This is a genomic window from Bacillus sp. A260, from assembly GCF_009861435.1.
Lineage (GTDB): Bacteria > Bacillota > Bacilli > Bacillales > Bacillaceae_G > Bacillus_A > Bacillus_A cereus.
On sequence record NZ_CP046398.1, the window covers coordinates 931288 to 956014 of the forward strand.

Below are 24727 nucleotides of genomic sequence, written 5' to 3' on the forward strand. Positions count from 1 at the left end.
AACGGAGACGGGAGGAATTAGGATGGCGGTGTATCGTAATGTGCAGGTGAATTTTTGGCAGGATGATTTTGTTTTGGATTTGACGCCGGAGGAGCGGTATTTTTATGTGTATTTGCTGACTTGTTCGAAGACGACGCAGTGCGGGATTTTTCCTTTTCCGAAGCGGTTAGCTGAGATGGAGACGGGTTATAACAGGGAGACTGTTGATAAGCTTGTGCAGCGCTTCATTGATTATGGGAAGATTCTTTATGATGCGGATACGCGGGAGTTATTCGTTTTAAATTGGCTTCGTTATAATCCTGTGACGAATACGAATGTGGAGAAGTGTGTGCTTCGTGAGCTGAAGGGTGTGAAGAATAAGGAGTTTGTACATATGTTTCTTCAGAAGTGCGTGGAGGAGGAGCTGAATGTTCCGATGCTTTTAGCACATTTCGGTATGCCTGGTGATTTGGCTGTGGATGATGTAGAGCCAGTTTGCGAGGAGACAGAGGAAGAAGAGGTTGTAGAGGAAGAAACGGGAAGTCGCGTGTTTTCTTTTTATGAGCAACATTTTGGTAGTTTGTCTCCTCATACTGTGGAGGAATTGAGTGCGTGGATGGAAGATTTGTCAGAGGAGCTTGTGCTGAAGGCTCTTCAAATTGCGTTTGAGAATAATAAGCGGACGGTTGCTTATGTGAAGGGGATTTTGAGAGGCTGGCACGGGAAAGGGTTTACGAAATTGTGTGAGGTTGAGGCGGATACGGCTAAGTTTCGGAAGAAGGAGTCGTCTGTTAGTACGGGGGAGACGGAGGAGTTTTTGGCGAGGTGTGAGGAGTGGGAGAAGAATGCGCCATCTGAGGAAGAGTCGCAGCGCTTTTTAGCGGAGCGCGGGTGGCGGCCATGAGTATTCAAAATGTGGAGGCGGAGAAGACGGTGTTAGGTTCTCTATTAATTGATGGAGAGCTTATTAAGGAGTGCCGTTTGACGGAGCAGTATTTTTCTATGCCAGTACATAAGTCTATATTTCAGTTAATGCGAAAGATGGAATCAGAGGGGCAACCGATTGATCTTGTGACGTTCATTTCTCGGGTAGATCCGAAGTTTTTAGAGGGGATCGGGGGAATGGAGTATTTTATAGGGTTAATGGATGGTGTGCCTACTACTGCCAACTTCTCTTATTATGAGGGGCTTGTTCGAGGTGCGTGGAAAATGTATCAGGCTGGTGTTCTCGGGCACAAGATGGGAGAGCGTCTTATTGCGGAGAAGAGTGAGAAAGTTATCGGTGAGACGATTACGGCACTTTGTGAGTTAGAGGAGAAAGACTCTGTATGTGAGTTTGATTTGAAGGATGCGTTAGTTGATTTGTGTGAGGAGCTTCATCAAGATGTAAAAGAGATTACGGGGATTGAGACTGGCTATACATCGTTAAATAAAATGACGTGCGGATTGCAGGAAGGTGATTTTGTCGTTCTTGGTGCGCGGCCTTCTATGGGGAAGACTGCGTTTGCACTAAATGTTGGACTGCATGCGGCGAAGTCTGGAGCGGCGGTTGGATTGTTTTCGTTAGAGATGAGTAGTAAGCAATTGTTAAAAAGGATGGCTTCTTGCATAGGTGAAGTGTCAGGAGGTAGGCTAAAAAATCCGAAGCATCGTTTTGCGATGGAAGATTGGGAGAAGGTAAGTAAGGCGTTTGCGGAGATTGGTGAGTTGCCATTTGAGATTTACGACAATGCAGGTGTTACGGTGCAAGATATTTGGATGCAAACCCGTAAGTTAAAGCGGAAACACGGTGATAAAAAGCTTTTAGTCATTGTAGATTATTTGCAGCTCATTACGGGCGATCCGAAGCATAAGGGTAATAGATTTCAAGAGATTAGTGAGATTTCTCGTAAGCTTAAGTTATTAGCACGTGAATTAAATGTTTGTGTAGTAGCGTTATCACAGTTATCTCGTTCTGTAGAGTCGCGGCAAGATAAGCGTCCGCTTTTATCAGATTTAAGAGAGACCGGACAAATTGAGCAAGATGCGGATGTCATTATGCTTATGTATCGAGAGGATTATTACGATAAGGAAACAGTGCAGAAAGAGATGACGGAGATTCATGTGGCGAAGCACCGGAATGGGCCTGTGGGGAGTTTTAAGCTGAGGTTTTTGAAGGAGTTTGGGCGGTTTGTGGAGATTGGATGATAAAATAGAAGAAAGCATATAAAAAGGTAAAGGAGTGGTTACGGATGACAAAAGTAGGTCGTTTATATGAACAGGAGAAGCAAGAAGAAATTGATAAAGCACTTTCGGCAGCTGGAATGCTCTTTAAAGGAATGAGTGTAGAAGAAATAGCTGAAAAATTAGATGTAACAATTGAAAAGGTGAAAGAGTGGGAGAAGCGTTTATCTCATTAATCGCCGAGGTAATGGCAGCGTCTGTATAAATTTATACAAAAATAGCCGAATATTTACTATATAATAGTCGGCTATTTTTGTACGGAGAAGTTGTTAGGTTTAATACGCAAATCTTTTGGTTTGCTCTTGAATATGTTCCTCATTTCCCCATAAAGAAAGACTTTCTCTCTGCAGTAATCCACTGCTGCAAGTCATCTTGGCTACGTCGGACAAGTCGATTTACTAAAACATCATGCCATACATAATCCTCTAATAAGTATATATGAACGGGGTCATCTGTATAAAAAGCAATATTACGCTCTTCAAGTGATGGTCCATAAATCATCTCTTTAGAATCTATCGATACAATAAACCAATGTTCTGTAGACAAGGTTTCTGTATAAGGTGTTATGCGGTGAGCTTCTAGATTTTTAATGGGATTTTCAACATGTAGGGTAATACCTTGTATTGTAACTTTATCAGCTACTTCAGATAGATCTTCTTTTAACGCTTCATACATCTCATCCCACATTGAAATGACAATACGTCGTTCTGCTTTTTTTATTAATGCCTGACAATAGCTAATGATTGTTTGATTGTCTTTTAAAGTAATGACTCGATTATCCGTTTTTTCCTCGGAAGTTTCTAGTTTCTTTAATGAATCACTAATTCCTTCATAAGTAGACTGCCATTCTGATTGCGCCTTCTGTAAAAAGATTTCAACAGGTAGAGGTGAATAGCGAGTGGTGTCATTTATTTCTTCCTTCATGACAATTCCTTTTTCTACAAGGTTACCTAAAATCTCATAAATTCGCGCTCTTGGGACACCCGAATCTTTACTCACTTGGTAGGCTGTGACAGGCCCTTGTTTAACAAGAGATACATAAGATTTAGCTTCATATTCATTGAAACCAATTTTTTTAAGCTGTTGCACTATGTAGTCCACTTTTTTCGTCCTCCGATGTTTGCATTTATATTTTAACGTTACAATAACTGTTTACATTTAGCAAATTATTAGTTACTATTCGAATAGTGACTAAAGGGGAGGTTAATAGTATGGATTTTTATTTAGACCCATCTGTATTAATGATTTTGATCGCTTTTGGATTTTTAGCTGCATTTATTGATTCAGTTGTAGGTGGTGGTGGACTCATTGCTTTACCAGTTTTATTATTTACAGGACTGAATCCAGCAAGTGCAGTAGCTACGAATAAACTAGCATCGACAATGGGAAGTGCAACTAGTAATATTGTGTTTTATCGTTCTGGTAATCTTAATTTGAAATCGGCGTTTAAATTAGTTCCGCTTACTTTCATAGGTTCCATAATAGGGGCATGGACCGTTCATTTAATGAATCCAGAAGTACTGAAGCCATTGATGTTAATTATGCTTGGTGCGGTCGCTATTTATACGATATTCAAAAAGGATTGGGGTAGTATTTCCACTCATAAGAAGTTGTCTGGTCGACACGTCATTATTTTTACCTTTTTTATTTTTGCTATTGGTTTTTATGATGGATTTCTAGGTCCTGGAACAGGTTCATTTTTAATGTTTTCTCTTTTATTTATTGGGTATGATTTTTTAAAAGCAGCAGGTAATGCGAAGCTTCTTAATTTAGGAAGTAATGTTGGTGCATTGTTGATGTTTATGTATGTAGGGCAAGTCAACTATGCATATGGTTTTATAATGGGGATTGCTCAAATTGCTGGAGGGATTGTTGGCTCCAAATTCGCTATAAAAAAAGGGAGTGGGTATGTTCGTGCTCTTTTCATTACAGTAACTTGTTTATTGTTAGCGAAAAATCTGTATGACTATATTCAGTAAGTAATTAAAGAACGTAGAAAAGGTCAAATATGCAGATTACATAAAATATAAGAAGACACTAGGGAGAAAATTCCTTTTAATATTTTTTAGATGCTACCTTATTTGAAGATAGCATCTAAAAAGAAAATCTAAGTGAAGAGAATGAAAAAAATATAAACTCATATTTTTCTATGTAAAATTTCATTTGTTTTGTTTACATAATATCTTTACAATCATTTGATAAAATAAAGTCAACTGCATATTGTGAGGGTGGGTGGTTATCCCTTCTTTCCATTTGGAAGGAGAGGGGGTGATAATATGGAGTTTTTGTTTGACCTTGTAAAAGAATTTGTAAAAGCGACTGTGCGCGAAGTTTCAGCGTATTTTTTGCGGAAGCAACTTCTGGGTAAGGACAACAAAAAACCCACTCCGCGCCGTCACAAGCAAAAGGGTGGGTTCCGCAAAAAGAAATAGCTTATAATAACCACCACCCTAAGCGGTAGCAGTTAGGGAAGAGATGTTAGCGCATCTCTTCTTTTTATTATATGCCATTTTATTTGATGTCATACTTATATAGTATTCTACGGAAAATATATCATATTCCTATTTTGTGGTCAATTTGATTGCATGATTGAAAAGGTGTAGTCTTATTCCTTTTCAAACTGAAAAATATCCCGATTAATAAGTTGGTGGAGGTACCTATCCATTTCAGCAGCAGAAACGCTTTTTTTATTTTTAAACCACCATGTGCTTAATGAGGTGATTGCCCCTGAATAAAATTCAATGATTAAATCATTTGGTATCGTATGGTTTTTGCAAAGTTGATTTAATGCTTCTATTTCTTGTTTTCTCGTTTCGTGACTTAAATAATGTGTACGGGTAATGAATTGTTCATCAGACATTTGCGTTTCTAATATTTTACCGAGTTCTTCATGATGTAGGAATTGTTCCATTACTTGAAATGGTTTACTTAATCGATCTGAAACCGGTATTTCAGCAATCATCTTGCCGTATCGTTTAAATCCAAATGTTAATAAAGCATCTTTATCTTCAAAGTGTTTATAAAAGGTTGTTCGATGTACCATAGCGCGGTCACATATTTGGTTAATCGTGATCGTACTATATTTCTGTTTTGATTGCGTCATTAATTCAAATAAGGAATCCCACAGTAATTTATGTGTACGTCTAATACGTAAATCAAGTTGTTTTTCGTTATCATTCATCTACAATTCTCCTTTTTTGTAGATTAAATATACAGTGGTTGAAAATTGATTCTCCCTTTTTAATCTACATATGTATATTATATTACATGTGTTTAGGTATATTTAAAGTTTTTTAAGTAAGAAACAGGAGGAGAATCTGTAAATGAATATGACAACTAAGAGCCCTGCAAGTGGCAAAGTTGATACTTCTAATTTGAAACATACCCCCATTTTAATTGCATTACTTTTAGGTGCAATGGTTGCATTATTAAATGAAACATTACTTGGAAATGCGTTAACGGTATTAATGAAAGAATTTGACGTAACGGCTTCAACGATTCAATGGCTTTCTACAGCATACATGTTAGTAGTTGGGGTTTTAGTTCCAATTACAGCATTACTTCAGCAATGGCTCACAACGAGACAAATGTTTTTGATCGCTATGGTAACGTTTTTAGTCGGTACATTAATTGCGGGATTCGCACCGACATTTTCCGTTTTATTAATCGGCCGTATCGTCCAAGCGGTAGCGACAGGGTTAATTTCACCGTTATTAATGAATACGATTTTAATTATTTGTCCGCCTGAAAAACGTGGTGCGACAATGGGATTAATCGCACTTGTGATGATGGCAGCTCCGGCAATTGGTCCTACGTTATCTGGAGTAATTGTGGATTCATTAAATTGGCGCTGGTTATTCTATATTGTTATTCCTATCGTGATCATTTCAATTATGATTGGGATGAAGTACATTCAAAATGTTTCAGAGTTAACAAGGCCAAAAGTAGATTACCCATCAATCCTTTTATCGACATTAGGATTTGGCGGGCTTGTGTATAGCTTTAGTGCATCGGGTGATTTAGGATGGTCCGATGCAAAAGTGTATGGCACTTTAATTGTTGGGCTTATCTCATTATGTATTTTTGCCGTTCGACAATTGAAAATTGAGAATCCAATTTTAGAATTACGAGCATTTAAAGTTCCGATGTTTACATTATCAGTTGGATTAATTGTCATTGTGATGATGTCGTTATTTTCAACGATGACTTTATTACCGATGTTCCTGCAAACCGTTTTACTCGTTACAGCTTTTAAATCAGGAATTATCATGCTTCCGGGAAGTGTTATTAGCGCCATAATGGGACCAATCGCAGGTAAACTATTTGATAAATTTAGTCCGAAAGTTATTATCGTTCCCGGCATTGTGTTAGTAGGAATTGCAATGTTCTTATTTAAAGGCATTACTCCTGATACATCAATGGTACAAATTATTATCATGCATAGCGTATTAATGGTTGGACTCATGTTTGTCATGACAGCACAAACATACGGTTTAAATCAATTAACACCAGATTTATATCCGCACGGAACAGCACTATTTAGTACGTTGCAACAAGTAGCTGGTGCAATTGGTACAGCTATCTTTATTTCGAAAATGTCTTCAGGAACAACTAGCTATATGGAGAGCTCCGCAAATCCACTGGATCCAGTAGAGAAGTTAAACGGTTTAACGTCAGGGTTCCAAGGTGCATTTGCACTTGGGTTAATCTTTATTATTGTTGCATTTATCGTATCGTTATTCTTAAAAGAAGAGAAAGAAGGAGTAAAGGCAGCGAGGGTTTTACAGAACGAACATTAAGGTTTATATAAAAAAGACATCTTTCCCTAGAAAAGATGTCTTTTTTATATTTTTTTCGTAACACTTGTTTTGGGTGTCTTCATACATAAGAATTGGTATGTACAATAATTATCCTTTTTGAGAATAAGGATGCAAAGCCGTACTAATAACTAATAGTTCACCAGATGATTTAGTGACATCGTATATAGATCCTGTTATGAGAATAGGTATAGCAATGATTATAAATTTATTATATTTTAATTAAAAGATTTATACGTTTTTTATAGTAAAAATTAGAGCCTCTTCAATAAAAAGGAATTAAATATTGTATTCTTAGTTAATATATTTAAACGAAGACAGGGGAAATGAAGATGGACAAGAAGCTAACGTATTGGCTAGCATCTATTATAGGGGGAGTAGTACTTGCAACTGGAATGTTACAGTTTGCTGAAGTCCCGCTTGGGAGTGAGGACCATGTTTTTGCAGAGGTTAATAAAGAAGACACACTATCGAATGAAGCAGAAGTGAAAGGCTCAAATGCACAACTTCACATTACAGTAACTTCTACTGAAGAAGTTATTTCAGCTATGCATAGTATGACTCATCAAAAAGTAAAAGCGTGTGAAGGAAAGGGAGCGATTCCTATGTCCAAAAAGAATGCAGAGAAAGTAAGAAACATTCTAAACGGAAACAATTTCAAGAATAAAGAAGAGCTATTAGCAATTACTGAAAGATGGGCAAATAGAGATTTTAGTAAAATTTTAGAAGAACATAACTATTTTATTAAACTTCAAGGTGGCAAGATAGGTGAAGCTACAGTAATGGATAAGATAGACGAGAAAGTATTCTGTTTCAATACTTTCGGTGATGATGTAACGGCCGCATTAGTTAAATCAGGAGATCTTCAGCCACGTTAAAGTGTCTTTCTCAATTATAAGAAAAGCCTCAAGTATTCATATACTTGAGGCTTTTCCAATGGAAAGATAGGAATGATCCGAATTCCTTACATTAAGAACAAAGTGGAATTACTCCTAAACCAATTAATAAAGCTGCAGCAACTGCTGGAATTGGTACAGGAATTTGAATACCTTCTACAAATAAGAAATACTGACCACTTACTATTTTAAAACAAACTACTTGCATGGCTATTCCTCCCTTCTTTTAGAATTAATACATTATATTAATTAATCTATTTATTGATATAGTTAAATTATTCATTTTTAAAAATATAGTTAATATGTGAATAGTTTTCGAAAGGACCTGCTCAATCAATGCGGAAAAACATAAGATGAAACGAATCCATTAAAATACATGAGTGAACCTTAGTTTTCCCCTCTTATCTAAAGGAGGAACTATTATGGGTTATGGTGGTAGTTGTGGCGGTTGTGGCTTCTCGGGAGGCTTTGCTTTATTAGTCGTGTTATTCATTTTATTAATCATCGTTGGAGCTTCTTGCTTCTGCTAAAAACTATTGGAAAAGACACTCATATGGAGTGTCTTTTCTTTCGTGCAAAATGATTCCTGATAATATCCAACTGTATATAGTATACGGTATATTTTTTCCTCATTAGACATATAAAAATGTTGGAGGGATGTTATGAAACTAGTAGGGAAGCACATTTATATTCGGCTTTATAAAACTGCTGATGCTAACGAGTTAGCTAACTTACATATTAGAAATCGCGAATTTTTTCAACGAGTTTGCCCGTTGCTCCCAGAAGTTTTTTATACAGAAGAACATCAAAAAATACGTCTTGAACAAGCTCTAAAAAAGAAAGCTGAAGGGCAAGTATACCCTTTTGGAATCTTTTTAAGAGAAAATGATAAACTGATTGGAGACATTTCATTAACTCAAATTGTTAGGGGAGACCTCCAAAGCTGTTATACGGGTTTTACTTTGGATAAGGAGCATAATGCAAAGGGCTATACAACAGAGGCTCTTCAACTTGTTGTAGATTTTGCTTTTAGGGAATTAAAGTTACATAGAATTGAAGCAGGAGCGATGCTTGATAATTTAGCATCTATTCGTGTATTAGAAAAAGTGGGATTTAAAAAAGAAGGTATAGCGAAAGAAAATATAAGGATTAATGGCAAATGGACAGATCATCAAATAGTAGCTATCATCAACAGCTTGGATGTGTAAGCTTAGTTTGATTCCAATAACGATAATTATGTAAAGGGCTGTCTATATCGACAGCTTATTATATTTTTTGCTTAGCGTGATTTTTTCGGAATGCTGGCGGCGTCATTGATGGGCGTAAGTATACTGAACATGCGCTTGAAAGAATGGCGCCTGATACAATTCAGGTTCGAGCAGAACTTACAAAGCGTGCACGTGAAAGAGCTGAAAGGAATGGTTACACATTCGGATCAAAAGAATACATGGAGGAATTAAAAAAAGTTGATCCACGTGGTGTAACACCAAGTGTAGTAGAAGAAACAATTAAGCATGCTACTAAAAAAACCGGAAATAAACCTGGTCTATGGCAATACGATGGGAAAGATGTTAGAGTCGTATTGAATGATAATGGCGATGTTGTATCCGTTGTACCTAATAAATCGTGAATATTATAAATAAAGTGGATTGAGCCCATTCACGTAAGGAGTTGTTAAATTGAATATACAATATGATGAATATGAATTATTAGAAATATTCGAGAGTGAACCAGAAGATTATTTTATTCCAGGTGCAGGTGCATATAGATATAATAAAATAGATAAATTAGGTTTTGAATTAGTAATGATTATGTGTTATTACGAGGAAACTGTGGAATTAAATTTGTATTATAAAAATAAACGCATCTTTGAAACCAAGATGCATTCGGCGAAACGAATCTATACCCGTAATGACTCATTATATGTCCAAGGTGGCGTAGAAAACAAAACAATCGAAGTAAAATTCAAGCCACATTTTACAGTTACAATAAATGAGTTTTAAAAACTTGAAATCAATGTTCGTAAATATTCTGAACATGCTTTAGAAAAAATGGATCCGGATACAATACAAGTTCGCGCTGAATTAGAGGCACATTCCAAAAGTAGAGGGATATACAGAAATTTAAAGAATTTGTTAATCCTAGAGGTATCACACCTTCTGTAGTAGATTTTCTGTGCCTTTCCATCGGAAAATCAAGGCTGATATAAAAAATGAGTAGAAAAAACAAGGCTCTTACTTCGTGGATACCGCTACAAAGTAAGAGCCTTGTTTCATTATATTTGTTCATACAGTTTTCCTTGTAGTCTTCTGTTTTCATCCTTCAATCGCTTATTCTTTATCAATTTTTCGAACAGGTTGCTCCCAAAAGTTTTTTATACAAAATAACATCAAAAAATACGTCTTGAACAAGCGTTAAAAAAGAAAGCTGAAGGGCAAGTATACCCTTTTGGAATCTTTTTAAGAGAAAATGATAAAATGAAGGTAATATTAGGGAATTGTGAGGATGATTACGTTGCTTACTTTGATAAAATTTGTAGTTAGTTATGCTGCAAGTCTATTTGCTTTTATTTTTGGATGGTTCTTAATTTCATATATTTTTAATCCTAGCTTTATTCACCCAGACGTTTTACAGGGGTTCATAAAAACTATCGTCACTTATGGTAGTATACCAGCTCTTATAGCTTGTCTAATTGGGGAAGTTTTATATAGGAAAATTAAACGATGTCGAGAGTTTCAATTTGGAATTCCTTTATTTATAGGACTAGCAGTTATCTATACACTTATACCATTTCTTTTTCTTTTTAATTTTTCTTTTTCATATTTCTTTGACTTCGTTGCACCTGTTATTATGGGTTCCTTAGCGTTTTATTTAGTACGTAGAAAAATATAATTTTCGTTTTGATGCATTATAATAGCTATCTCTGAATCACTAGTTTCAAAAAGCCTTCACGCAATGATAATTGCATGAAGGCTTTTGATGTTTTCTTATTTTTTTGTCTCGTTAACCCATGTAATAATGTCCTGGATGACGTACTCGGGAACGTTAGCAGGGATTTCATATTCACTAGGGAGGCTTAATTCCCCGTCACCCTCCGTGAAGAAATGATTCAATTTCGGGTATTTTTTGAACTGAACATTCCTGCGGTTTGCAAGCCCTTCTTGCCATTTTGTATATTCATTTTTTACTGTTACTTGATAATCACGTGCTCCTTGCAGAATGAGTAAAGGCTCTTTTCGTGATTTTGCCTCTTCAACTGGACGCCACCTAGAAACATCATACATAAAATGAGGTGACCCAAAATTGTAGCCAGCTGGAGGATGGTCAGGATTGAAAGTAGGGTCCTGAATAAAAGCAGCCTGTCTTTTTAGTTCATCGATTTCTTCCTTTGATGCCCCAAGGTATTCATACTGATCAATGGCAATGTCAGTCAAAGGGCGTGCAGGTGGTGCGAGTAAGATACTTCCTCGAACAAGTGAGGAAGGCGCTTTGCTCAGTATACGCGGCATTGTGCCAGCTCCTTGGCTATGTCCAAGAATGAAAATATTATTTGGATCAATGCCTTCCTGCTGCGCTGCTGACTTTGCTGCATATATGGCATCATCTGTAGTATCACGGTCTAATGTAACAGGTTCTGCACTCATCTTTAATGCATGTTCTAAGGTACGTTTTTCATAGCGCAACACTGCAATTCCGTTGGATGAAAGGCCCACCGCAAGGTCTCGTAAGATTTTTGTTCCCAAATAGGTAGCATCGCGATCATGGATGCCAGCACCATGCACAAGAACAACGACGGGTACCTTTTCACCACGCTGATGCTTCGGAACTGTTAATGTCGCTGGTAACGGATAGGTAGAATTTCCAATGACGATTTCACGTTCTTGATAGGAGTCAGGTTGATCATAGCTAGGATGTGGGATGGTATAAGATTCTTCGGGTGGCCTTTCTCCAATTTCATCTACTTTCCCGCCAGGTGTGAATTTAAGGAGTAGCGGTATGGTAGTTCCTTCGGTAGCTGCTGGAATTTCTACCTTCTGATGGACCAAGTTTCGTTCTTTTATCACGGGGGTTCCCATGCTTTTTATCCCGCTCCAGCCACTTTGTGTCCACCAGTTTTGTAATGTGGTTGCTGTAAACTTGGATTGAAAAGCAGTAGACGTCAACTGTAGTGCCTCTGCATACTTACCTTGCTGGAGATATTCAAAAAATAATGATGTACGCTCCGTTAAAGAGACTAGTTTCTTTTCAGCAGATTGTTCTTCGCGTGTATCTGCGTGAATAGTTGTTGTAAGCGGGAAAGATGAAACGCCTAAAGAAAAGAGTAGGGGAAAGGTAAGTACTGATCTTTGTATTTTCTTTTTTTTATTCATGTTTTAACCTCCAATACGTGATGGTACAAAACAGGTATGGTAATTAGAATTCTGGTGCGAAAACTTCAAAATATTTGCAAGCAATCTCCAAAACTTGGACATACTCATATTATTATTCTAAAAAAACGTAGCTTTCTTCTCTTGTCACATGCATATTAATCCCAGAAATAATCTTTCTTCCTTCACTTTATATTTTGATTATACGAAACAAAGCTCTCGTTTTTCTTACTTGATACTTACAAATTCCTTAAGTAAAGGATATTTTAAAATCTTAGCTTGATGAATATGTAGCGGTACTCCTATGTTAAGAGATAGCCTAAGGACCGAGGATTATATTGTTTTTATAAAGGGTTGATGTTATGTTTGTTTTGTAACATATCGTGTTTTATGCATGTAGGAGGATTTATTGAAGAAATTATTAATATTGTTTTTATTAGCTACATTTTGTCTACAGATTACAGGATGTTCTAATAATATGGGTACACTAAGGGAGAAGTCTAAAACTTCAACAACTGTGAAGTCTAAACGCATCAATAAAGGGTGGTACAAACATATGTAATAGTTTGTATCACCCTTTGTTGATGATAGAAGTCATAAAGAAAAGACACCCTAAGGTGCCTTCCTTCGACTTGAACCATCTTAATTTTAATAATATATTGGACTCCCATCCAACTATTATTTTACCATGTTAAATTGTTTTATTCATTGAGAAATATGCTTTAAATCTATATTTTTAAAAAATATATAGATTTGAACAATATGTATACGAGCCACATATCAAAAAAAGACACTCTCAAGAGTGCCTCTCCTTAGCAGCCGAATCCGCCGCCCCAACAGCTAGCGCCAACAATGATTAATAAGATGAAGAGCACAACAAGTAAGGCAAATCCGCCGCCGAAACCACAGCCACCACCACAACTACCGCCATAGCCCATATTAACTCCTCCTTCCATAAAGACCATTTATTAATGGATTTAATTTAATTTATGTTTTTAAGGGTAAATGGAGCAGGTCCTTAAAAAAATAAAAGGATTTTGGAAGTTAAAAAGAGTTGACGATCTTATTTTTGTCACCGGAATTTTGTCTTCTACATATTGTATTTTATTCTGTGTATTGGGGGAAGGAGGATCTTATGGCTAATTCTGAGATGATTTTACGTTTACTTACGGATTTAAAGATTGAACAACAATTGTTGAAAGAACAGTTAGAGAAAATGCAAACAGCTGTGACTATTCTTGAAGAAAAATCAGTGACGCTTAAAGAAAAACCAGCGACTCTTAAAGAAAAAACAATGACTCCTGAAGAAAAAACATCTGTTACAAAGCAAAGAGCTTTTTCTGGACGCCCAACATCTTTTCGTGATTGGAGAGCATCTAGTCAAAAAAATTAGGGAATGTTATGTGAAATGATAAATAAAAAAGTACAGTCTGCTGTAGAAAAGACTGTACTTTTTTATGTTAGTAGAGAATGTTAAGGGAGACGTATTTATTTTGCCTATTCCAATTCCACTTTTAATTGGAGCTCTTTATCTAACTTATCATTATTAAATTTTAAAGTTAATCCTCGCGTGTTTTTCGGTACATCGAATACAATGTTTCCGTCCGAATGTTCATCAGGGTTAACAATACCAAATTTAAATGTAGAGGTATTTGCAGCTTTAAGTACGGATTGATGTTCATTGGAAATGTGATATTCTCTTCCAAATCCATCAATTAATTTAAAGTTGTTGATATCTAGTGTAATGGGTTCTTCTTTACGATTATAAACTGCGATGTCTAATACTTTAAAGACACCTTGTGCTTTAACTTCTCCAGTCCCTAGAACATCTAATGACTCGGCAGATCCCATTGACATGTATACATCAGAGGAATCTACATTGGTAGGAAGTTCTTTTTGCGGATCCTTGCTGCTAAGTTTGTCATTCTCTGTTTTTTTAGAAGTCGCCTGCTCATTTTTCGCAGGCGCATCATGTGAACTGCAAGCTGATACTCCAAACAAGAATGTGCTACATAATAATGATGCTAATAACTTTTTGTTCATCGTTTGTTTCTTCCTTCCAAAATAGAAGCACTTTTAATGAGTGCTATATATATTTGTCTTTATATGTATTACATTTTATATCTTATTATATTAATTTTGGAAGGAAAAGGGAAAAATGCACATTTCTCTGATTCGAATTATTTATCTGTCTAAAAGTTGAAATTAAAATGAGCCCCATAAATGATAAACCATTCCACTGACAAAAAACACTAATCCTAAAAATAAAACAATTAAAGCAAGAATTCCATTTTTATTATGTTCCATAAAATAAGCTCCTTTTTCATTTACTTACATACAAAAAGCCTTTAGTCGTAATTATGGCTAAAGGCCTTAATCTTCATACTTTGTAGTTTATAAAAAAGTTGTACTTCTGTATTAATTTGGAATATGATTATTTAAAGAGAAGGTGATGAGTACATGCAGGAAACAAAACAATTCCCGCTTATATCGGGAAATCTCTCATTAGATTTAGTAAATACAGAGTTAGTTAGGCGTGGACAACGTTATGATTTATTAATAACAGATGAAGATGTATTAGAATGGCTACATGTAATAAAGGTTAATCTTCCTTTTTGGAATGAAAAAACACTTATAGGAATTCAGAAGCGAATGGATCAAGTTACATCTAGCATATTAGAGGTAAGAGAAGTATTGAGAAAACAGTTTGAGGCAATTGCTGATCAGCAAGAAATTTCTAATGATTTTATTACGTATTTAGAAAAACAAATTGAGAAGGCACCATTTACATATAAAATCATTGAACAGCAGCTAGTATCTATCCCAGTTGGAGAAATCGAGGATGTACTCGCATCGTTAATTGCATTTGACGCTTTAACGTTAATAGCAGAAAATAAGCTTATTTCCCTTAAAAGGTGTTCAAATCCTGACTGTGTTTTATTATTTATAGATAAGAGTGGAAAACGAAAATGGTGTTCTATGAAAATATGTGGGAACCGGAAAAAGGTAGCAAAATTTCAGGATCGAAAATTTGAGGAAGTTTAGAGAATCAACTTATAACAGTTGATTCTTTTTTTACATTTTAAAACTAACCCCTTAAATTAATATTTACAGGTTAGTTATGCTGGGTTATAATTGTTGGTAAATAAAGGAGGAGAACGATGGATAATATAACAGCAACTAAGCAGAAAGATCCTCAACCAATAAGTGTACGATATTTTACAAAAATGAAAGGGAAAGGAAGAAGCCCATTACAAGTAAATGTAAAGGACTCTTTAACGGGACTACTAGGGGGATTTTTAACAATTCTTACCTTAACATATTTAACGAGCATAACCTCTACAGAATTATTAATGGCTCCATTTGGTGCGAGTTGTGTATTAGCGTTTGGAGTTTGGAATGCGCCATTATCTCAGCCGCGTAATATTATTGGAGGACATTTGATTTCAACTTTCATTGGTCTATCAATATATCATTTGTTTGGGAATGAATATTGGACAATTGCTTTAGCGGTGGGGATGGCAATAGCCGTTATGATGTTAACGAGAACGACGCACCCTCCGGCAGGCGCCGATCCGATTATCGTAATTTTAGGGGCAAATAGTTGGAGTTATTTAGTAACACCAGTTTTAATTGGCTCCGTTGTTATTGTAGTTATTGCTTTATTCATTAATAATATGAGTAGTAAAAGAAGTTATCCAACTTTTTGGATGTAGTTTGTGAAGTGAAAAATAATTTAATTGAGTATTCTATTCTTACTATGTTTTATTTTTTATATAGTAAAAGCCTTAGTCGTAATTGTAGCTAATGGCTTGGGTCCTCATACTTTGTAGTTCATAAAGAAAAGACACTTTAAAGTGTCTTCTACAGATTTGAATTATTTAATTCATGTAATTAATATTCGTTAGCATAAAACTCTTTTATTAATTTTATTTCATTTGTATCTGGATTAAACTTAAATATTTTAATTTGATTCGATTCGTCTTTGTATGCAAATGTATTCTCACCAACTTGGGGCATATTGCTGGTGTTTAAGATAGGATCGCTACCGTGATCAGTAATTTCCACAGTTTTCTCACGATCCCAGAATGCAATGACAATAATCAAAATGATAAGACATACCCGTATAAAACGTAATTCTCTTGCAACAGGATGTTCCATCTGTTTGTCTCCTTTACTGTTTGATAGAGTCTGTTTATAAAAGAGATGATTCCTAGGAATATAAATAAAAAAGACACCGTAAAGTGTCTTTTTTATTTTAGTTATGCGCATTACTTAATAAGACGCTAGTTCCTCAGTCTGGCTATGAGTAACTATGTAGGGTAATTCCATTATAACATTTTAACCAGTAATGGGTCTATATGGAATTTAGTTGATTTTCTTTTTGATTATTCAGAACGATTAATCGGGTATTTGGATGAAGGAAGCGGTGAGGAAGAAGGGAATTAACTTGTTTTAGAAGAGTGTCTTCTTTTTTGTATCACTGTGAGTAAAGTGTAGAGTTATATTTCTCTTTACACGAACATAACGGTATAATATAGTTAAGTTAAGTAAACTTAACTATTTAACAAAACGAAATAAAAGCATGGAGGAATAACGCTATGACTAGAACGTATAAAGAAGTAATTAATGAAATGAACCGAGCTTATAATGAATTCTACATTTTACTATTCCAGGAGTTAAAAGATGAGTTCGGTCTTACAGGACAGCAAGAGAGCATGCTATTTCATATTAATTTAAATGAAAACACGACAGCAAATCACATTGCGACTACTTTTAATATATCAAAAAGTGCCGTTAGCCAAGTTTTATCTAAATTGGAGAAACAGAAGATGATTTCAAAACAAGTAAACCCTAATAATAAACGGGAGTATTTTCTTACACTTGGTCCAAACGGTAGTAAGTATATAGAGCGGTTGTCGGAGTTAGATGATGTATTAATTGAGAAATATTTTTCTAAAATCGATATAAACGCCCTAGAGCAAATGACAGATACGTTAACGAAAATAAATAAAGTCATATTGGAAGAAAAACAGAAAGATCTTGATTGTAATGAGTAAGAACGTAGATGAAGCAATTAGTAGAAAGGAGGAGAAGTGTATTATGAGTTTCATACCAAATATGATTACGATAGCAAATTTTGTATGTGGGCTTTTAGCTATTTACGCTGTTTTCGTTCACGATATTTATTTGGGAGCAGTTTTTATTATTACAGGTATGTTGTTTGACTTTTTAGATGGTATGGTCGCTCGGAAACTTGATTCTGTTTCGGAAATTGGTGGAGAGTTGGACTCATTTGCGGATTTAGTTACTTTTGGTGTGGCACCGTCTATTCTGGCATATAGTGCCTCGTTAAAAGATTTGCAGTCTATCGGGATGATATGCGCGCTCACTTACAGTATTTGCGGCATGCTTCGGCTTGCAAGATTTAACACACAGCAAAGCAAACTCCCGACCTTTATCGGCATGCCAATCCCATTCGCGGCAATGTGTCTCCTCATTTTATGTTTTTTAAAGAATCCAGTTTCCGTGGCGTTTGGTACATGCGTACTCGCTTATTTAATGGTAAGCAAAATCAAATTCCCTCATTTTAAAAAAGATATAGCTGAAAGCTTGAAGCCTGGAAGATTGGATTGATGATACGGGATTACAATGAGAAAGATAAAGGAGTATAACATGATTCGTATGGCATTAAGATCATTCAACATACAAATGTATTGTTTGCTAGGCGTAATGTTATTGGGATGGCTTGTGACACCTTTTTCAGCACAGTTCGTAGGGATAAGCATTGGCCTTTTAGTAAGTATGTACTGCGCCTGGATTTTAGGAAGGCGTATTGAAAAGTTCGGAGATAGCATTGTAAAAAAAGAAAAAGCACCGATGCTTGGAATGATAAATCGGTTCGCAGCCGCAATACTCGGCGCGATTATTATGTATGAAATTGAACACCATGAATTCATGTGGACATTCGCTGCTGGAATTATGAGTGGGTATTTCTTGGTTATTATTAATTTGGGGTATTACAGTATGAGGGATGAGAAGGGATAAATGAGTAAACTCTCAAGTATAGAATGATATACTTGAGAGTTTTTATTATATAAAAAGTTTGCTCATTTTAAATTTATCCCGCATTAACGAGCAGTAAGACCCCCACCTCAAAATTCAGCGGAAGCAAAGAAGTTAGGTGGGGGATCAACTGTCCGTAAAAGCCCGATTGGTGTGGGCTAATAATCAGTGGGGGATGAACAAAACTCCCACTGATTAAAGTTTCACTTTATCTATTACTTGTTGCAACATATCCATTAGAAAAAACCCCATTGCTGTACTGTTTATCTTTTTCAGTACGTCTAACAATATAACATATATATTCATTATTTTTGGAAATCTTAATCTATTACATGTCCCTTTTTCGGGGGTCATTTCAATTTCGCTAGAAGGCTTTTCTATTTTTCCCGAGAATGAACAGTAATATATAATCTAATTTTCGTGAATGTAATGGGGAGGCAGTAAAATTTGAACAGAAAAATTTGGTTTGTATTCACTTTTTTTGCTCTTTTAGTATCTGGTTATATTGTTGTCCAATATTCTATTATGGATGGGTTTCAAACAGGGCTTGTAAAAGCGAAGCTTATGTATGGATCTAAATTAAGTGAGTTCTGGTATAGTATGTTATTTATACATATTACGACTAGTATAGTAGCATTAGTAATTGGTCCTTTTACATTATCCACTAAATTTAGAGAGAGGAATATCAACCGTCATCGAATAGTTGGGAGAATCTATATGGTTGGTATATTATTAGGAGGCGTTTCTGGACTATACCTATCCTTTTATGCTACGGGAGGATTGGTAGCGAAGCTAGGTTTCGGTTTGTTATCCATACTTTGGCTAACATCAGCATATCAAGCATTACATAGAGTTAAGAATAAAAAAATTAAAGAACATCGAAATTGGATGATTAGAAATTATTCTTTAACCTTTGGAGCAGTTACATTAAGAATTTGGCTACCGTTGTTTATCGTTCTATTTGGGATAGAGAATTTTGAACTTAGTTACGCTATTATTGCTTGGTTAGCGTGGGTACCTAATTTAATTGTGGCAGAATTATTCATAAGAAAAAGACTTAATAAAGGAAAATACGAAGGAAATGAGGATTTACATTTTTGATGTGAATCTGCTGTCATATTGAGGACAGAATTCTTCAGTAATTCAATACTTTTATAGGTGTAAGCATGGCGTTACCTAACAATGACTAGCGGATTCCTAACAATAGTAATAATAAAATCTAACATAAAATTTAAGAAAAATTTTATATTTCCCCCACTTTTTATTTTAAAAGTTTTTTCTATCCTATAAACAAGTTACATCAAGGGGGAGATTGAAAATGAATAAGTGGGGATTTTTTTATTTTTAATATATTCCCTATATTCGAAGAAAAAGTAGAAGATTAAACATATGAACAAAGTACTGGTTCTTAAACTATATTCTAAAATAATAGATGAAAATGTAAAGTTAGGGGATTCCACATGCATACAGAAGTTTTAATGAGTTATTTGTATACGTATTTTTTTACAATTATGTTTTGTATTTTATTTCAAATTGGATTTTATTTTAAAGCGAAAAGAAACATATCTATTCGGCATTTTCTATGGGTATATGTTTTTCTGTTCTACCTTTCGTTAGTGTATAAGGTGACACAGATTGCAACTGTATGGGATATAAGTAGATATGAAACGTGGATTCGTGTAAGTCAAATCAACTTGACTCTATTTGATACGGCAGGTAGTACTACGTATCTTTTGAACATCGTACTGTTTATGCCGTTCGGTTTTTTATTACCGATGATTTGGCCGTATTTTAGAAAAATAAAAAACACGGTATGTGCAGGATTCTTTTTTTCATTGGCAATTGAGTTAAATCAATTGTTAAATAATAGAATTACAGATATTGATGATTTATTTACGAACACCCTCGGGGCGATTATTGGGTATTTATTATATAGAGCTTTAAAAATGATATTTAAAAGAGAGGGGGAAAAGCTTGATACCAGCTCTTCTCTAGTTATAAAATACGAGGCTATTTTTTGTTTAGTATGTTCATTTGTAGGAGCGATGTTAATTTATCATCCAGCTTTATTTGGAAGACCTGTCATCATTCAGTGAGGCAATTACGAATTTCTTTTGAATGCTCGAGTGATATTTCAATTTGCAAAAAGCCTTTAACTTGTTATAGTTAAAGGCTTTTATCATCATAATTTTTACTTACCAATTACCCACTCTAACATCCGCCTTCAACCACTTCACCCAATCCAAATCCTCTACCTTAAGCAAACTAAGCGAAACACCCTTCATATCTAAAGAAGTTAACAGTGTACCAATCTTTACGAATGTCACTTGCAATCCTTCAAGTTCACACAAACGGCGAATGTCGTTTGCGAAAATGTATTGTTCCATTAATGGAGTTGCGCCGAGTCCATTAATGAGGATAGCGAAGTTGTCTCCTTTTCTCCAGCGATAAATGCTTTTTAGTTTGTTCATTAGTTCGATCGCTAATATTTCAGAAGAGGATAGTGCTTCTTTACGGTAACCTTTTTCTCCGTGAATGCCTACGCCATAAAACACTTCATCGTCATTTAATGTGAATGAAGCTTTTCCTTTTACTGGATCGTTGACAGGGGAAAGAGCAACTCCTAATGTGTGTAAGTTTTTAGTGATAGAGCGGCCAAGTGTTGTTAGTTCTTCTAGAGAATGGCCTTCAAGAGCGGCCGCACCAAGTATTTTTTGAACGAAAACAGTACCAGCGACGCCGCGTCTTCTTTTATTAAAAGAAGCATCATCTTCAATTGAAACGTCGTCATTTACGATGATGTGGTCAATTTTTCTTCCTTCTTCTTTAGCGATCTGCTTTGCCGCAAGAAAGTTCTCAACGTCATCTTTAAAGTTTTTAATAATGAATAGTATACTTTTATCTTTTGGCATAAGGCGAGTTGCCGCCGCAATTTGTTCTACTGTAGGCGGAGTGAAGATGCTTCCGTTTACTGCCGCTGTAAGCATACCTTTTCCTACATAGCCAATATCAGCAGGTTCATGTCCGCTACCACCGCCACTTATAATAGCGACGTCTTGCTTCATTTTTTCGATATCTTTTACATAAATGATGTTATTCGTTTCATCGCAATTTACTTTGTCGTTATGTTCAAAATAAAAGCCGTGCAGCATATCTTGAACGATATTTTGTACATCATTCATAATCTTTTTCATTGCTTTTGCCACCCTTTAATTACTTTGCTGATTGCTCCAGTAATAGTAGTAATTGATTGTTTATCATATTTTTCATAAGAGAAGACATAATGGAAGGATCTACTTCGCACTTACTTTCAATCCAATCTTTTATCGTTCCAACGAAGCCGTGACTATAAAAGGAGGCAATCGTATTTTTTGTCTCATCAGAAAGGCTGAATCCACAGCTCACAGATAGTTCATCGATAATCTTCATATATAAGTTTTTCGTATGCTCAAATAAATAGTGATTAAACGAGTTTTGCTCAATGACTTTAAAAGCATTTCGGTAAAATTTTTGATTTTCATAAAAGTAATCAAATAATAAATCGAAAATGTTTTCCCACGTTTCATAATCGAGAAAGTCGATAATGTTTTCCTTCGTTTCTTCTCTATAAATCCAGCTTAATAGTTCAAATTTATCTTTAAAATGATAATAAAAAGTTTGCCTACGCATTTGACAGTGTAACATAATATCGCTCACTGATATTTTATGAAACGACTCTGTTTCCATTAAATACTTCAATGAGTTCGCGATTATCTTTTTAGAAATTATAGAAGAGGTCATCTGAATCATCCCTAGAATGTTATTAATATGAAAATCCTATCTATAAATGAGAACGGTGTCTTTAGACAGATTGTCCATTTTGTCCGTTTACTATAAAACGCTTTCATTTTAACATGGTTAGTAAGAAGAAGATTTCAAATATATCACAATATATTAAAGGAATTGGGGGAGAACTACAATGAAAAAGATTATAAACAAACCAGAAACATTAGTAATGGAAATGTGCAACGGAATGGTTATGGCTCATCCAGAGCTTGAGCTTTTGAAAAAATATAAAGTGATTAAGAAGAAAGAAATGAACGAAAATAAAGTAACGTTAATTAGTGGAGGCGGTAGTGGTCACGAGCCGGCACATGCAGGATTAGTCGGAAAAGGAATGTTAGATGCGGCAGTGTGCGGAGATGTGTTTGCGTCACCTTCACAAATTCAGGTATACCAAGCGATTAAAGAGACAGCTAGTAAAAAAGGTACGTTATTAATTATTAAAAATTATAGCGGCGATATTATGAATTTCAAAAACGGTGCGCATTTAGCGACGGAAGATGGAATTGAAGTCGACTACGTAAAGGTAGACGATGATATTGCGGTAGAAGATAGCCTGTACACAGTAGGACGCCGCGGCGTTGCGGGCGTTATTTTAGTTCATAAAATTGCCGGCGCAGCAGCGGAAGCAGGTATGGATTTAGGAGCGGTGAAAGCTGTAGCAGAAAAAGCAGCGGCTAACGTGCGCACAATCGGTTTAGCATTAACGTCTTGTACAGTTCCAGCGAGTGGATCACCTACTTTCACACTTGCGGAAGATGAAATGGAATACGGTGTAGGTATTCACGGCGAACCAGGAATTAAGCGTGAAAAAATGCTGTCAGCAGATGAACTAGCGAACCGTATGACAAATGACCTTGTAAAAGATTTAGGAGTAAAAGATGGCGAGGAAATCGCAATTCTAGTTAACGGTTTTGGCGGAACACCACTGCAAGAACTTTACTTATTTAACAACGCAGTTACGAGAGAACTAGCTGCAAGAAACATTAAAATTAATAGGGTATTCGTCGGTAACTATATGACAAGTATTGATATGGCTGGTATGTCTTTAACGGTAATGAAGTTAGATGAAGAGCTAAAAACATTACTATCAAAAGAATGTAATACACCAGCGTTTAAAGTAGACGGTCCAGTTGAAAGTGTAGAGTACGTAAATGTACTTGAAGAAACAGACGAGAAGGAAGTTTCATTTGAACTAGAAACGGCGGAAGAACACGCTGTGATAAAAAATAATGTTATCACATTAAACAACATGATTTATCTCGTTGATAAAATGAGCGATATTATTATTAAAAATGAAGTACCGTTCTGTGAGCTAGATACGCATGCTGGTGACGGCGACTTCGGAATGAGTGTAGCAAAAGGATTTAAGCAATTAAAACGTGAGTGGCATTCGATTGTAGATCAAGAGAACGTAACGATCGGATCATTCCTTGACGGTTGTTCGATGATTATTATGGAACATTGCGGCGGCGCTTCTGGTCCAATTTGGGGCGGAGCATTCCGCGCAGCTAGTAAAGCAGCAGGCGAGAAGCGTGAGTTAACAGTGAAAGAATTCGCTGAAATGCTGCAAGCAGCACTGCAAAGCATCCAATCGATCGGTGAAAGATCATTCGGCAGAGGAGCAGTAGTTGGTGACAAAACACTTGTTGACGCACTTGCTCCATGTGTAGATTCTTGGTTAGATAGCGCCTCAAACGAAGTAGACGTAAAAACTGCCTTTGAAAAAGGGGCAGAAGCAGCGGTCAAAGGAGCAGAGTACACGAAAGAAATCGTAGCTCGCATGGGCCGCGCTGGTACAGTTGGCGAAAGAAGCTTAGGATATCCAGATGCAGGTGCGCATGCGCTTGGAGTTATCTTTACGGAGATTGCGGGTAGTTTGAAATAGGAATTGGAAAGTCCCTCTGCCTTAAGGTGGAGGGGTTTTTATATAGTTGATATGTAGAAGACTTCTTTCGGTTCTTTCTCAGTAAAATATGAGTTTGTTACTATTTTTGATAAAATCTTATTTCAAAAATACAACTAATATTTCTCAACATTAATATATTGAAAATAGTTAGAATATTTAAGATAATCATTTGTGAAGAAGTAAATTATAAAAAAAGGGGGAATTTATTTTGTTACGTCGTTTATCTATTTGTACAGTACTAACAGCTTTTATATTTACTTTATTTACATTTAACGGCTCTGCTTTCGCGGCTACGAATGCTACTGAAAATGAAAATGTAGTAGCAGCTTGTGCAAAGGGAGGTACGGTAGGTGTATATGGTGCAAAGATGCGCAGTGGTTATACTGTCGATTCACCTGTCTTACATACATTTAATGATGGTACGAAAATTACTGGAACATGGGTAACTGGTGAATATGTTCAAGGTCATTACAGTAATTCTAAACAGTGGTTAAAAGTTACATATAAAGGGATGACAGGTTATGTATCCCATACAACATTATATAACGTTTGCTCATAAAACTATGTACCATAATAGCTTTGGATATATTGAGCTAATCTCTTCTCGAGATTAGCTCTTTTTTATCTATTAGTTTTTAATGGGGCATT

At 35.7% G+C, this 24727-nt stretch carries 30 protein-coding genes and 2 pseudogenes; 23 read left to right on the forward strand and 9 right to left on the reverse strand.

All coding sequences use genetic code 11. The features are described from left to right. The first annotated feature begins 22 nt into the window (after positions 1-22). Genes GD442_RS04775 through GD442_RS27600 form a run of 3 tightly spaced genes read left to right on the forward strand, consistent with a single transcriptional unit; the run spans position 23 to position 2378 of the window. Positions 23-883, forward strand: a complete 861-nt coding sequence (locus GD442_RS04775; RefSeq protein ID WP_000312057.1) for a DnaD domain-containing protein — start codon at positions 23-25, stop codon at positions 881-883. Further along, positions 880-2166 (forward strand): replicative DNA helicase, encoded by a 1287-nt coding sequence (gene dnaB, locus GD442_RS04780; RefSeq protein WP_000027310.1) that lies wholly within the window; start codon positions 880-882, stop codon positions 2164-2166. Before GD442_RS04775 ends, dnaB begins: the two co-directional genes overlap by 4 nt. Positions 2167-2210: 44 nt before the next feature. After that, entirely contained in the window at positions 2211-2378 is a 168-nt protein-coding gene (locus tag GD442_RS27600; RefSeq protein ID WP_078439215.1) for a hypothetical protein, read from the forward strand. Between the two features lie 139 nt (positions 2379-2517). Here GD442_RS27600 and GD442_RS04785 read toward each other — a convergent pair whose 3' ends face one another. Next, positions 2518-3303 carry a TrmB family transcriptional regulator gene (locus tag GD442_RS04785; RefSeq protein ID WP_048565174.1) on the reverse strand — a complete coding sequence of 262 codons (786 nt, stop codon included), beginning with the start codon at positions 3301-3303 and terminating at the stop codon, positions 2518-2520. A 110-nt stretch (positions 3304-3413) separates the two neighbouring features. Here GD442_RS04785 and GD442_RS04790 point away from each other — a divergent pair, with 110 nt between their 5' ends. Together GD442_RS04790 and GD442_RS27605 are read left to right on the forward strand one after the other, a co-directional pair. Next, positions 3414-4181, forward strand: a complete 768-nt coding sequence (locus GD442_RS04790) for a TSUP family transporter (protein WP_000348428.1) — start codon at positions 3414-3416, stop codon at positions 4179-4181. Between the two features lie 297 nt (positions 4182-4478). Continuing rightward, entirely contained in the window at positions 4479-4634 is a 156-nt protein-coding gene (locus GD442_RS27605) for a hypothetical protein (RefSeq protein ID WP_000394755.1), read from the forward strand. A gap of 173 nt (positions 4635-4807) precedes the next feature. Here GD442_RS27605 and GD442_RS04795 read toward each other — a convergent pair whose 3' ends face one another. Beyond that, complete coding sequence (locus GD442_RS04795) at positions 4808-5383, reverse strand: TetR/AcrR family transcriptional regulator (RefSeq protein WP_000999319.1); 576 nt, start codon at positions 5381-5383, stop codon at positions 4808-4810. A gap of 142 nt (positions 5384-5525) precedes the next feature. Between GD442_RS04795 and GD442_RS04800 the strand changes: the two genes are divergently transcribed. After that, positions 5526-7001, forward strand: a complete 1476-nt coding sequence (locus tag GD442_RS04800; RefSeq protein WP_001057521.1) for an MDR family MFS transporter — start codon at positions 5526-5528, stop codon at positions 6999-7001. Positions 7002-7351: 350 nt separating this feature from the next. Next, positions 7352-7897, forward strand: a complete 546-nt coding sequence (locus GD442_RS04805) for a PRK06770 family protein (protein ID WP_000358706.1) — start codon at positions 7352-7354, stop codon at positions 7895-7897. Between the two features lie 91 nt (positions 7898-7988). Here GD442_RS04805 and GD442_RS28250 read toward each other — a convergent pair whose 3' ends face one another. Beyond that, positions 7989-8123, reverse strand: coding sequence for a hypothetical protein (locus GD442_RS28250; protein ID WP_001198456.1), 135 nt, complete (start codon positions 8121-8123; stop codon positions 7989-7991). Positions 8124-8337: 214 nt separating this feature from the next. On the opposite strand from GD442_RS28250, the gene GD442_RS04810 reads away from it, so the two are divergent. The 6 genes and pseudogenes from GD442_RS04810 (at position 8338) to GD442_RS04830 (ending at position 10807) form a co-directional block, all read left to right on the forward strand. After that, on the forward strand, positions 8338-8445 hold the full coding sequence (locus tag GD442_RS04810) for a YjcZ family sporulation protein (protein ID WP_000540375.1): 108 nt from the start codon (positions 8338-8340) through the stop codon (positions 8443-8445). A gap of 132 nt (positions 8446-8577) precedes the next feature. Further along, a complete protein-coding gene (locus GD442_RS04815) occupies positions 8578-9123 on the forward strand; it encodes a GNAT family N-acetyltransferase (RefSeq protein ID WP_000779760.1) in 546 nt (181 codons plus the stop codon). A gap of 95 nt (positions 9124-9218) precedes the next feature. Then, positions 9219-9545: pseudogene (locus GD442_RS04820) on the forward strand (hypothetical protein); the annotation flags it as partial. A 49-nt stretch (positions 9546-9594) separates the two neighbouring features. After that, positions 9595-9918: a hypothetical protein gene (locus tag GD442_RS04825; RefSeq protein WP_001025898.1), complete on the forward strand. Its 324-nt coding sequence runs from the start codon at positions 9595-9597 to the stop codon at positions 9916-9918. A gap of 321 nt (positions 9919-10239) precedes the next feature. Continuing rightward, a pseudogene (locus GD442_RS28475) lies at positions 10240-10437 on the forward strand (GNAT family N-acetyltransferase); the annotation flags it as partial. Then, positions 10421-10807 carry a hypothetical protein gene (locus tag GD442_RS04830; protein WP_000631589.1) on the forward strand — a complete coding sequence of 129 codons (387 nt, stop codon included), beginning with the start codon at positions 10421-10423 and terminating at the stop codon, positions 10805-10807. The pseudogene GD442_RS28475 and the gene GD442_RS04830, both read left to right, overlap by 17 nt. A 95-nt stretch (positions 10808-10902) precedes the next feature. Here the strand turns inward: GD442_RS04830 and GD442_RS04835 are convergent, their stop codons facing one another. Together GD442_RS04835 and GD442_RS04840 are read right to left on the reverse strand one after the other, a co-directional pair. Continuing rightward, entirely contained in the window at positions 10903-12285 is a 1383-nt protein-coding gene (locus GD442_RS04835) for an alpha/beta hydrolase (protein ID WP_086408008.1), read from the reverse strand. An 809-nt stretch (positions 12286-13094) separates the two neighbouring features. Continuing rightward, complete coding sequence (locus GD442_RS04840; protein ID WP_000540377.1) at positions 13095-13220, reverse strand: YjcZ family sporulation protein; 126 nt, start codon at positions 13218-13220, stop codon at positions 13095-13097. A gap of 197 nt (positions 13221-13417) precedes the next feature. Here GD442_RS04840 and GD442_RS04845 point away from each other — a divergent pair, with 197 nt between their 5' ends. Further along, a complete protein-coding gene (locus tag GD442_RS04845) occupies positions 13418-13675 on the forward strand; it encodes a hypothetical protein (protein WP_000013696.1) in 258 nt (85 codons plus the stop codon). A gap of 104 nt (positions 13676-13779) precedes the next feature. On the opposite strand, the gene GD442_RS04850 is transcribed toward GD442_RS04845, so the two are convergent. Further along, positions 13780-14325 carry a DUF4352 domain-containing protein gene (locus GD442_RS04850; protein ID WP_001035577.1) on the reverse strand — a complete coding sequence of 182 codons (546 nt, stop codon included), beginning with the start codon at positions 14323-14325 and terminating at the stop codon, positions 13780-13782. A 417-nt stretch (positions 14326-14742) separates the two neighbouring features. Between GD442_RS04850 and GD442_RS04855 the strand changes: the two genes are divergently transcribed. Continuing rightward, positions 14743-15327: a CGNR zinc finger domain-containing protein gene (locus GD442_RS04855; protein WP_001158435.1), complete on the forward strand. Its 585-nt coding sequence runs from the start codon at positions 14743-14745 to the stop codon at positions 15325-15327. A 116-nt stretch (positions 15328-15443) separates the two neighbouring features. After that, the gene (locus GD442_RS04860; RefSeq protein ID WP_000368844.1) at positions 15444-15998 is read left to right on the forward strand and encodes an HPP family protein; all 555 of its coding nucleotides are present in this window, start codon (positions 15444-15446) and stop codon (positions 15996-15998) included. Positions 15999-16176: 178 nt separating this feature from the next. Here the strand turns inward: GD442_RS04860 and GD442_RS04865 are convergent, their stop codons facing one another. Beyond that, positions 16177-16443 (reverse strand): YmzC family protein, encoded by a 267-nt coding sequence (locus tag GD442_RS04865; protein ID WP_000400963.1) that lies wholly within the window; start codon positions 16441-16443, stop codon positions 16177-16179. Positions 16444-16883: 440 nt separating this feature from the next. On the opposite strand from GD442_RS04865, the gene GD442_RS04870 reads away from it, so the two are divergent. The 5 genes from GD442_RS04870 to GD442_RS04890 all read left to right on the forward strand — a co-directional run bounded on the left by GD442_RS04870 (position 16884) and on the right by GD442_RS04890 (position 20444). Continuing rightward, the gene (locus tag GD442_RS04870) at positions 16884-17342 is read left to right on the forward strand and encodes a MarR family winged helix-turn-helix transcriptional regulator (RefSeq protein ID WP_000198939.1); all 459 of its coding nucleotides are present in this window, start codon (positions 16884-16886) and stop codon (positions 17340-17342) included. 43 nt (positions 17343-17385) lie between these two features. Next, entirely contained in the window at positions 17386-17919 is a 534-nt protein-coding gene (pssA, locus tag GD442_RS04875; protein ID WP_000008338.1) for a CDP-diacylglycerol--serine O-phosphatidyltransferase, read from the forward strand. Between the two features lie 39 nt (positions 17920-17958). Further along, entirely contained in the window at positions 17959-18330 is a 372-nt protein-coding gene (locus GD442_RS04880) for an ATP synthase subunit I (RefSeq protein WP_000620610.1), read from the forward strand. A 465-nt stretch (positions 18331-18795) separates the two neighbouring features. After that, a complete protein-coding gene (locus GD442_RS04885; RefSeq protein WP_001080297.1) occupies positions 18796-19449 on the forward strand; it encodes a DUF2306 domain-containing protein in 654 nt (217 codons plus the stop codon). Positions 19450-19808: 359 nt separating this feature from the next. Next, positions 19809-20444, forward strand: a complete 636-nt coding sequence (locus GD442_RS04890; RefSeq protein ID WP_000556719.1) for a VanZ family protein — start codon at positions 19809-19811, stop codon at positions 20442-20444. Positions 20445-20543: 99 nt separating this feature from the next. On the opposite strand, the gene dhaQ is transcribed toward GD442_RS04890, so the two are convergent. Both dhaQ and dhaS read right to left on the reverse strand, forming a co-directional pair. Then, complete coding sequence (gene dhaQ, locus GD442_RS04895) at positions 20544-21542, reverse strand: DhaKLM operon coactivator DhaQ (protein ID WP_000723348.1); 999 nt, start codon at positions 21540-21542, stop codon at positions 20544-20546. A 19-nt stretch (positions 21543-21561) separates the two neighbouring features. Continuing rightward, positions 21562-22128: a dihydroxyacetone kinase transcriptional activator DhaS gene (dhaS, locus tag GD442_RS04900; protein ID WP_000204220.1), complete on the reverse strand. Its 567-nt coding sequence runs from the start codon at positions 22126-22128 to the stop codon at positions 21562-21564. A gap of 178 nt (positions 22129-22306) precedes the next feature. On the opposite strand from dhaS, the gene dhaK reads away from it, so the two are divergent. Next, entirely contained in the window at positions 22307-24058 is a 1752-nt protein-coding gene (gene dhaK, locus GD442_RS04905; RefSeq protein ID WP_159365053.1) for a dihydroxyacetone kinase subunit DhaK, read from the forward strand. 229 nt (positions 24059-24287) lie between these two features. After that, on the forward strand, positions 24288-24638 hold the full coding sequence (locus GD442_RS04910; protein ID WP_000946191.1) for an SH3 domain-containing protein: 351 nt from the start codon (positions 24288-24290) through the stop codon (positions 24636-24638). Positions 24639-24727 lie beyond the last annotated feature (89 nt).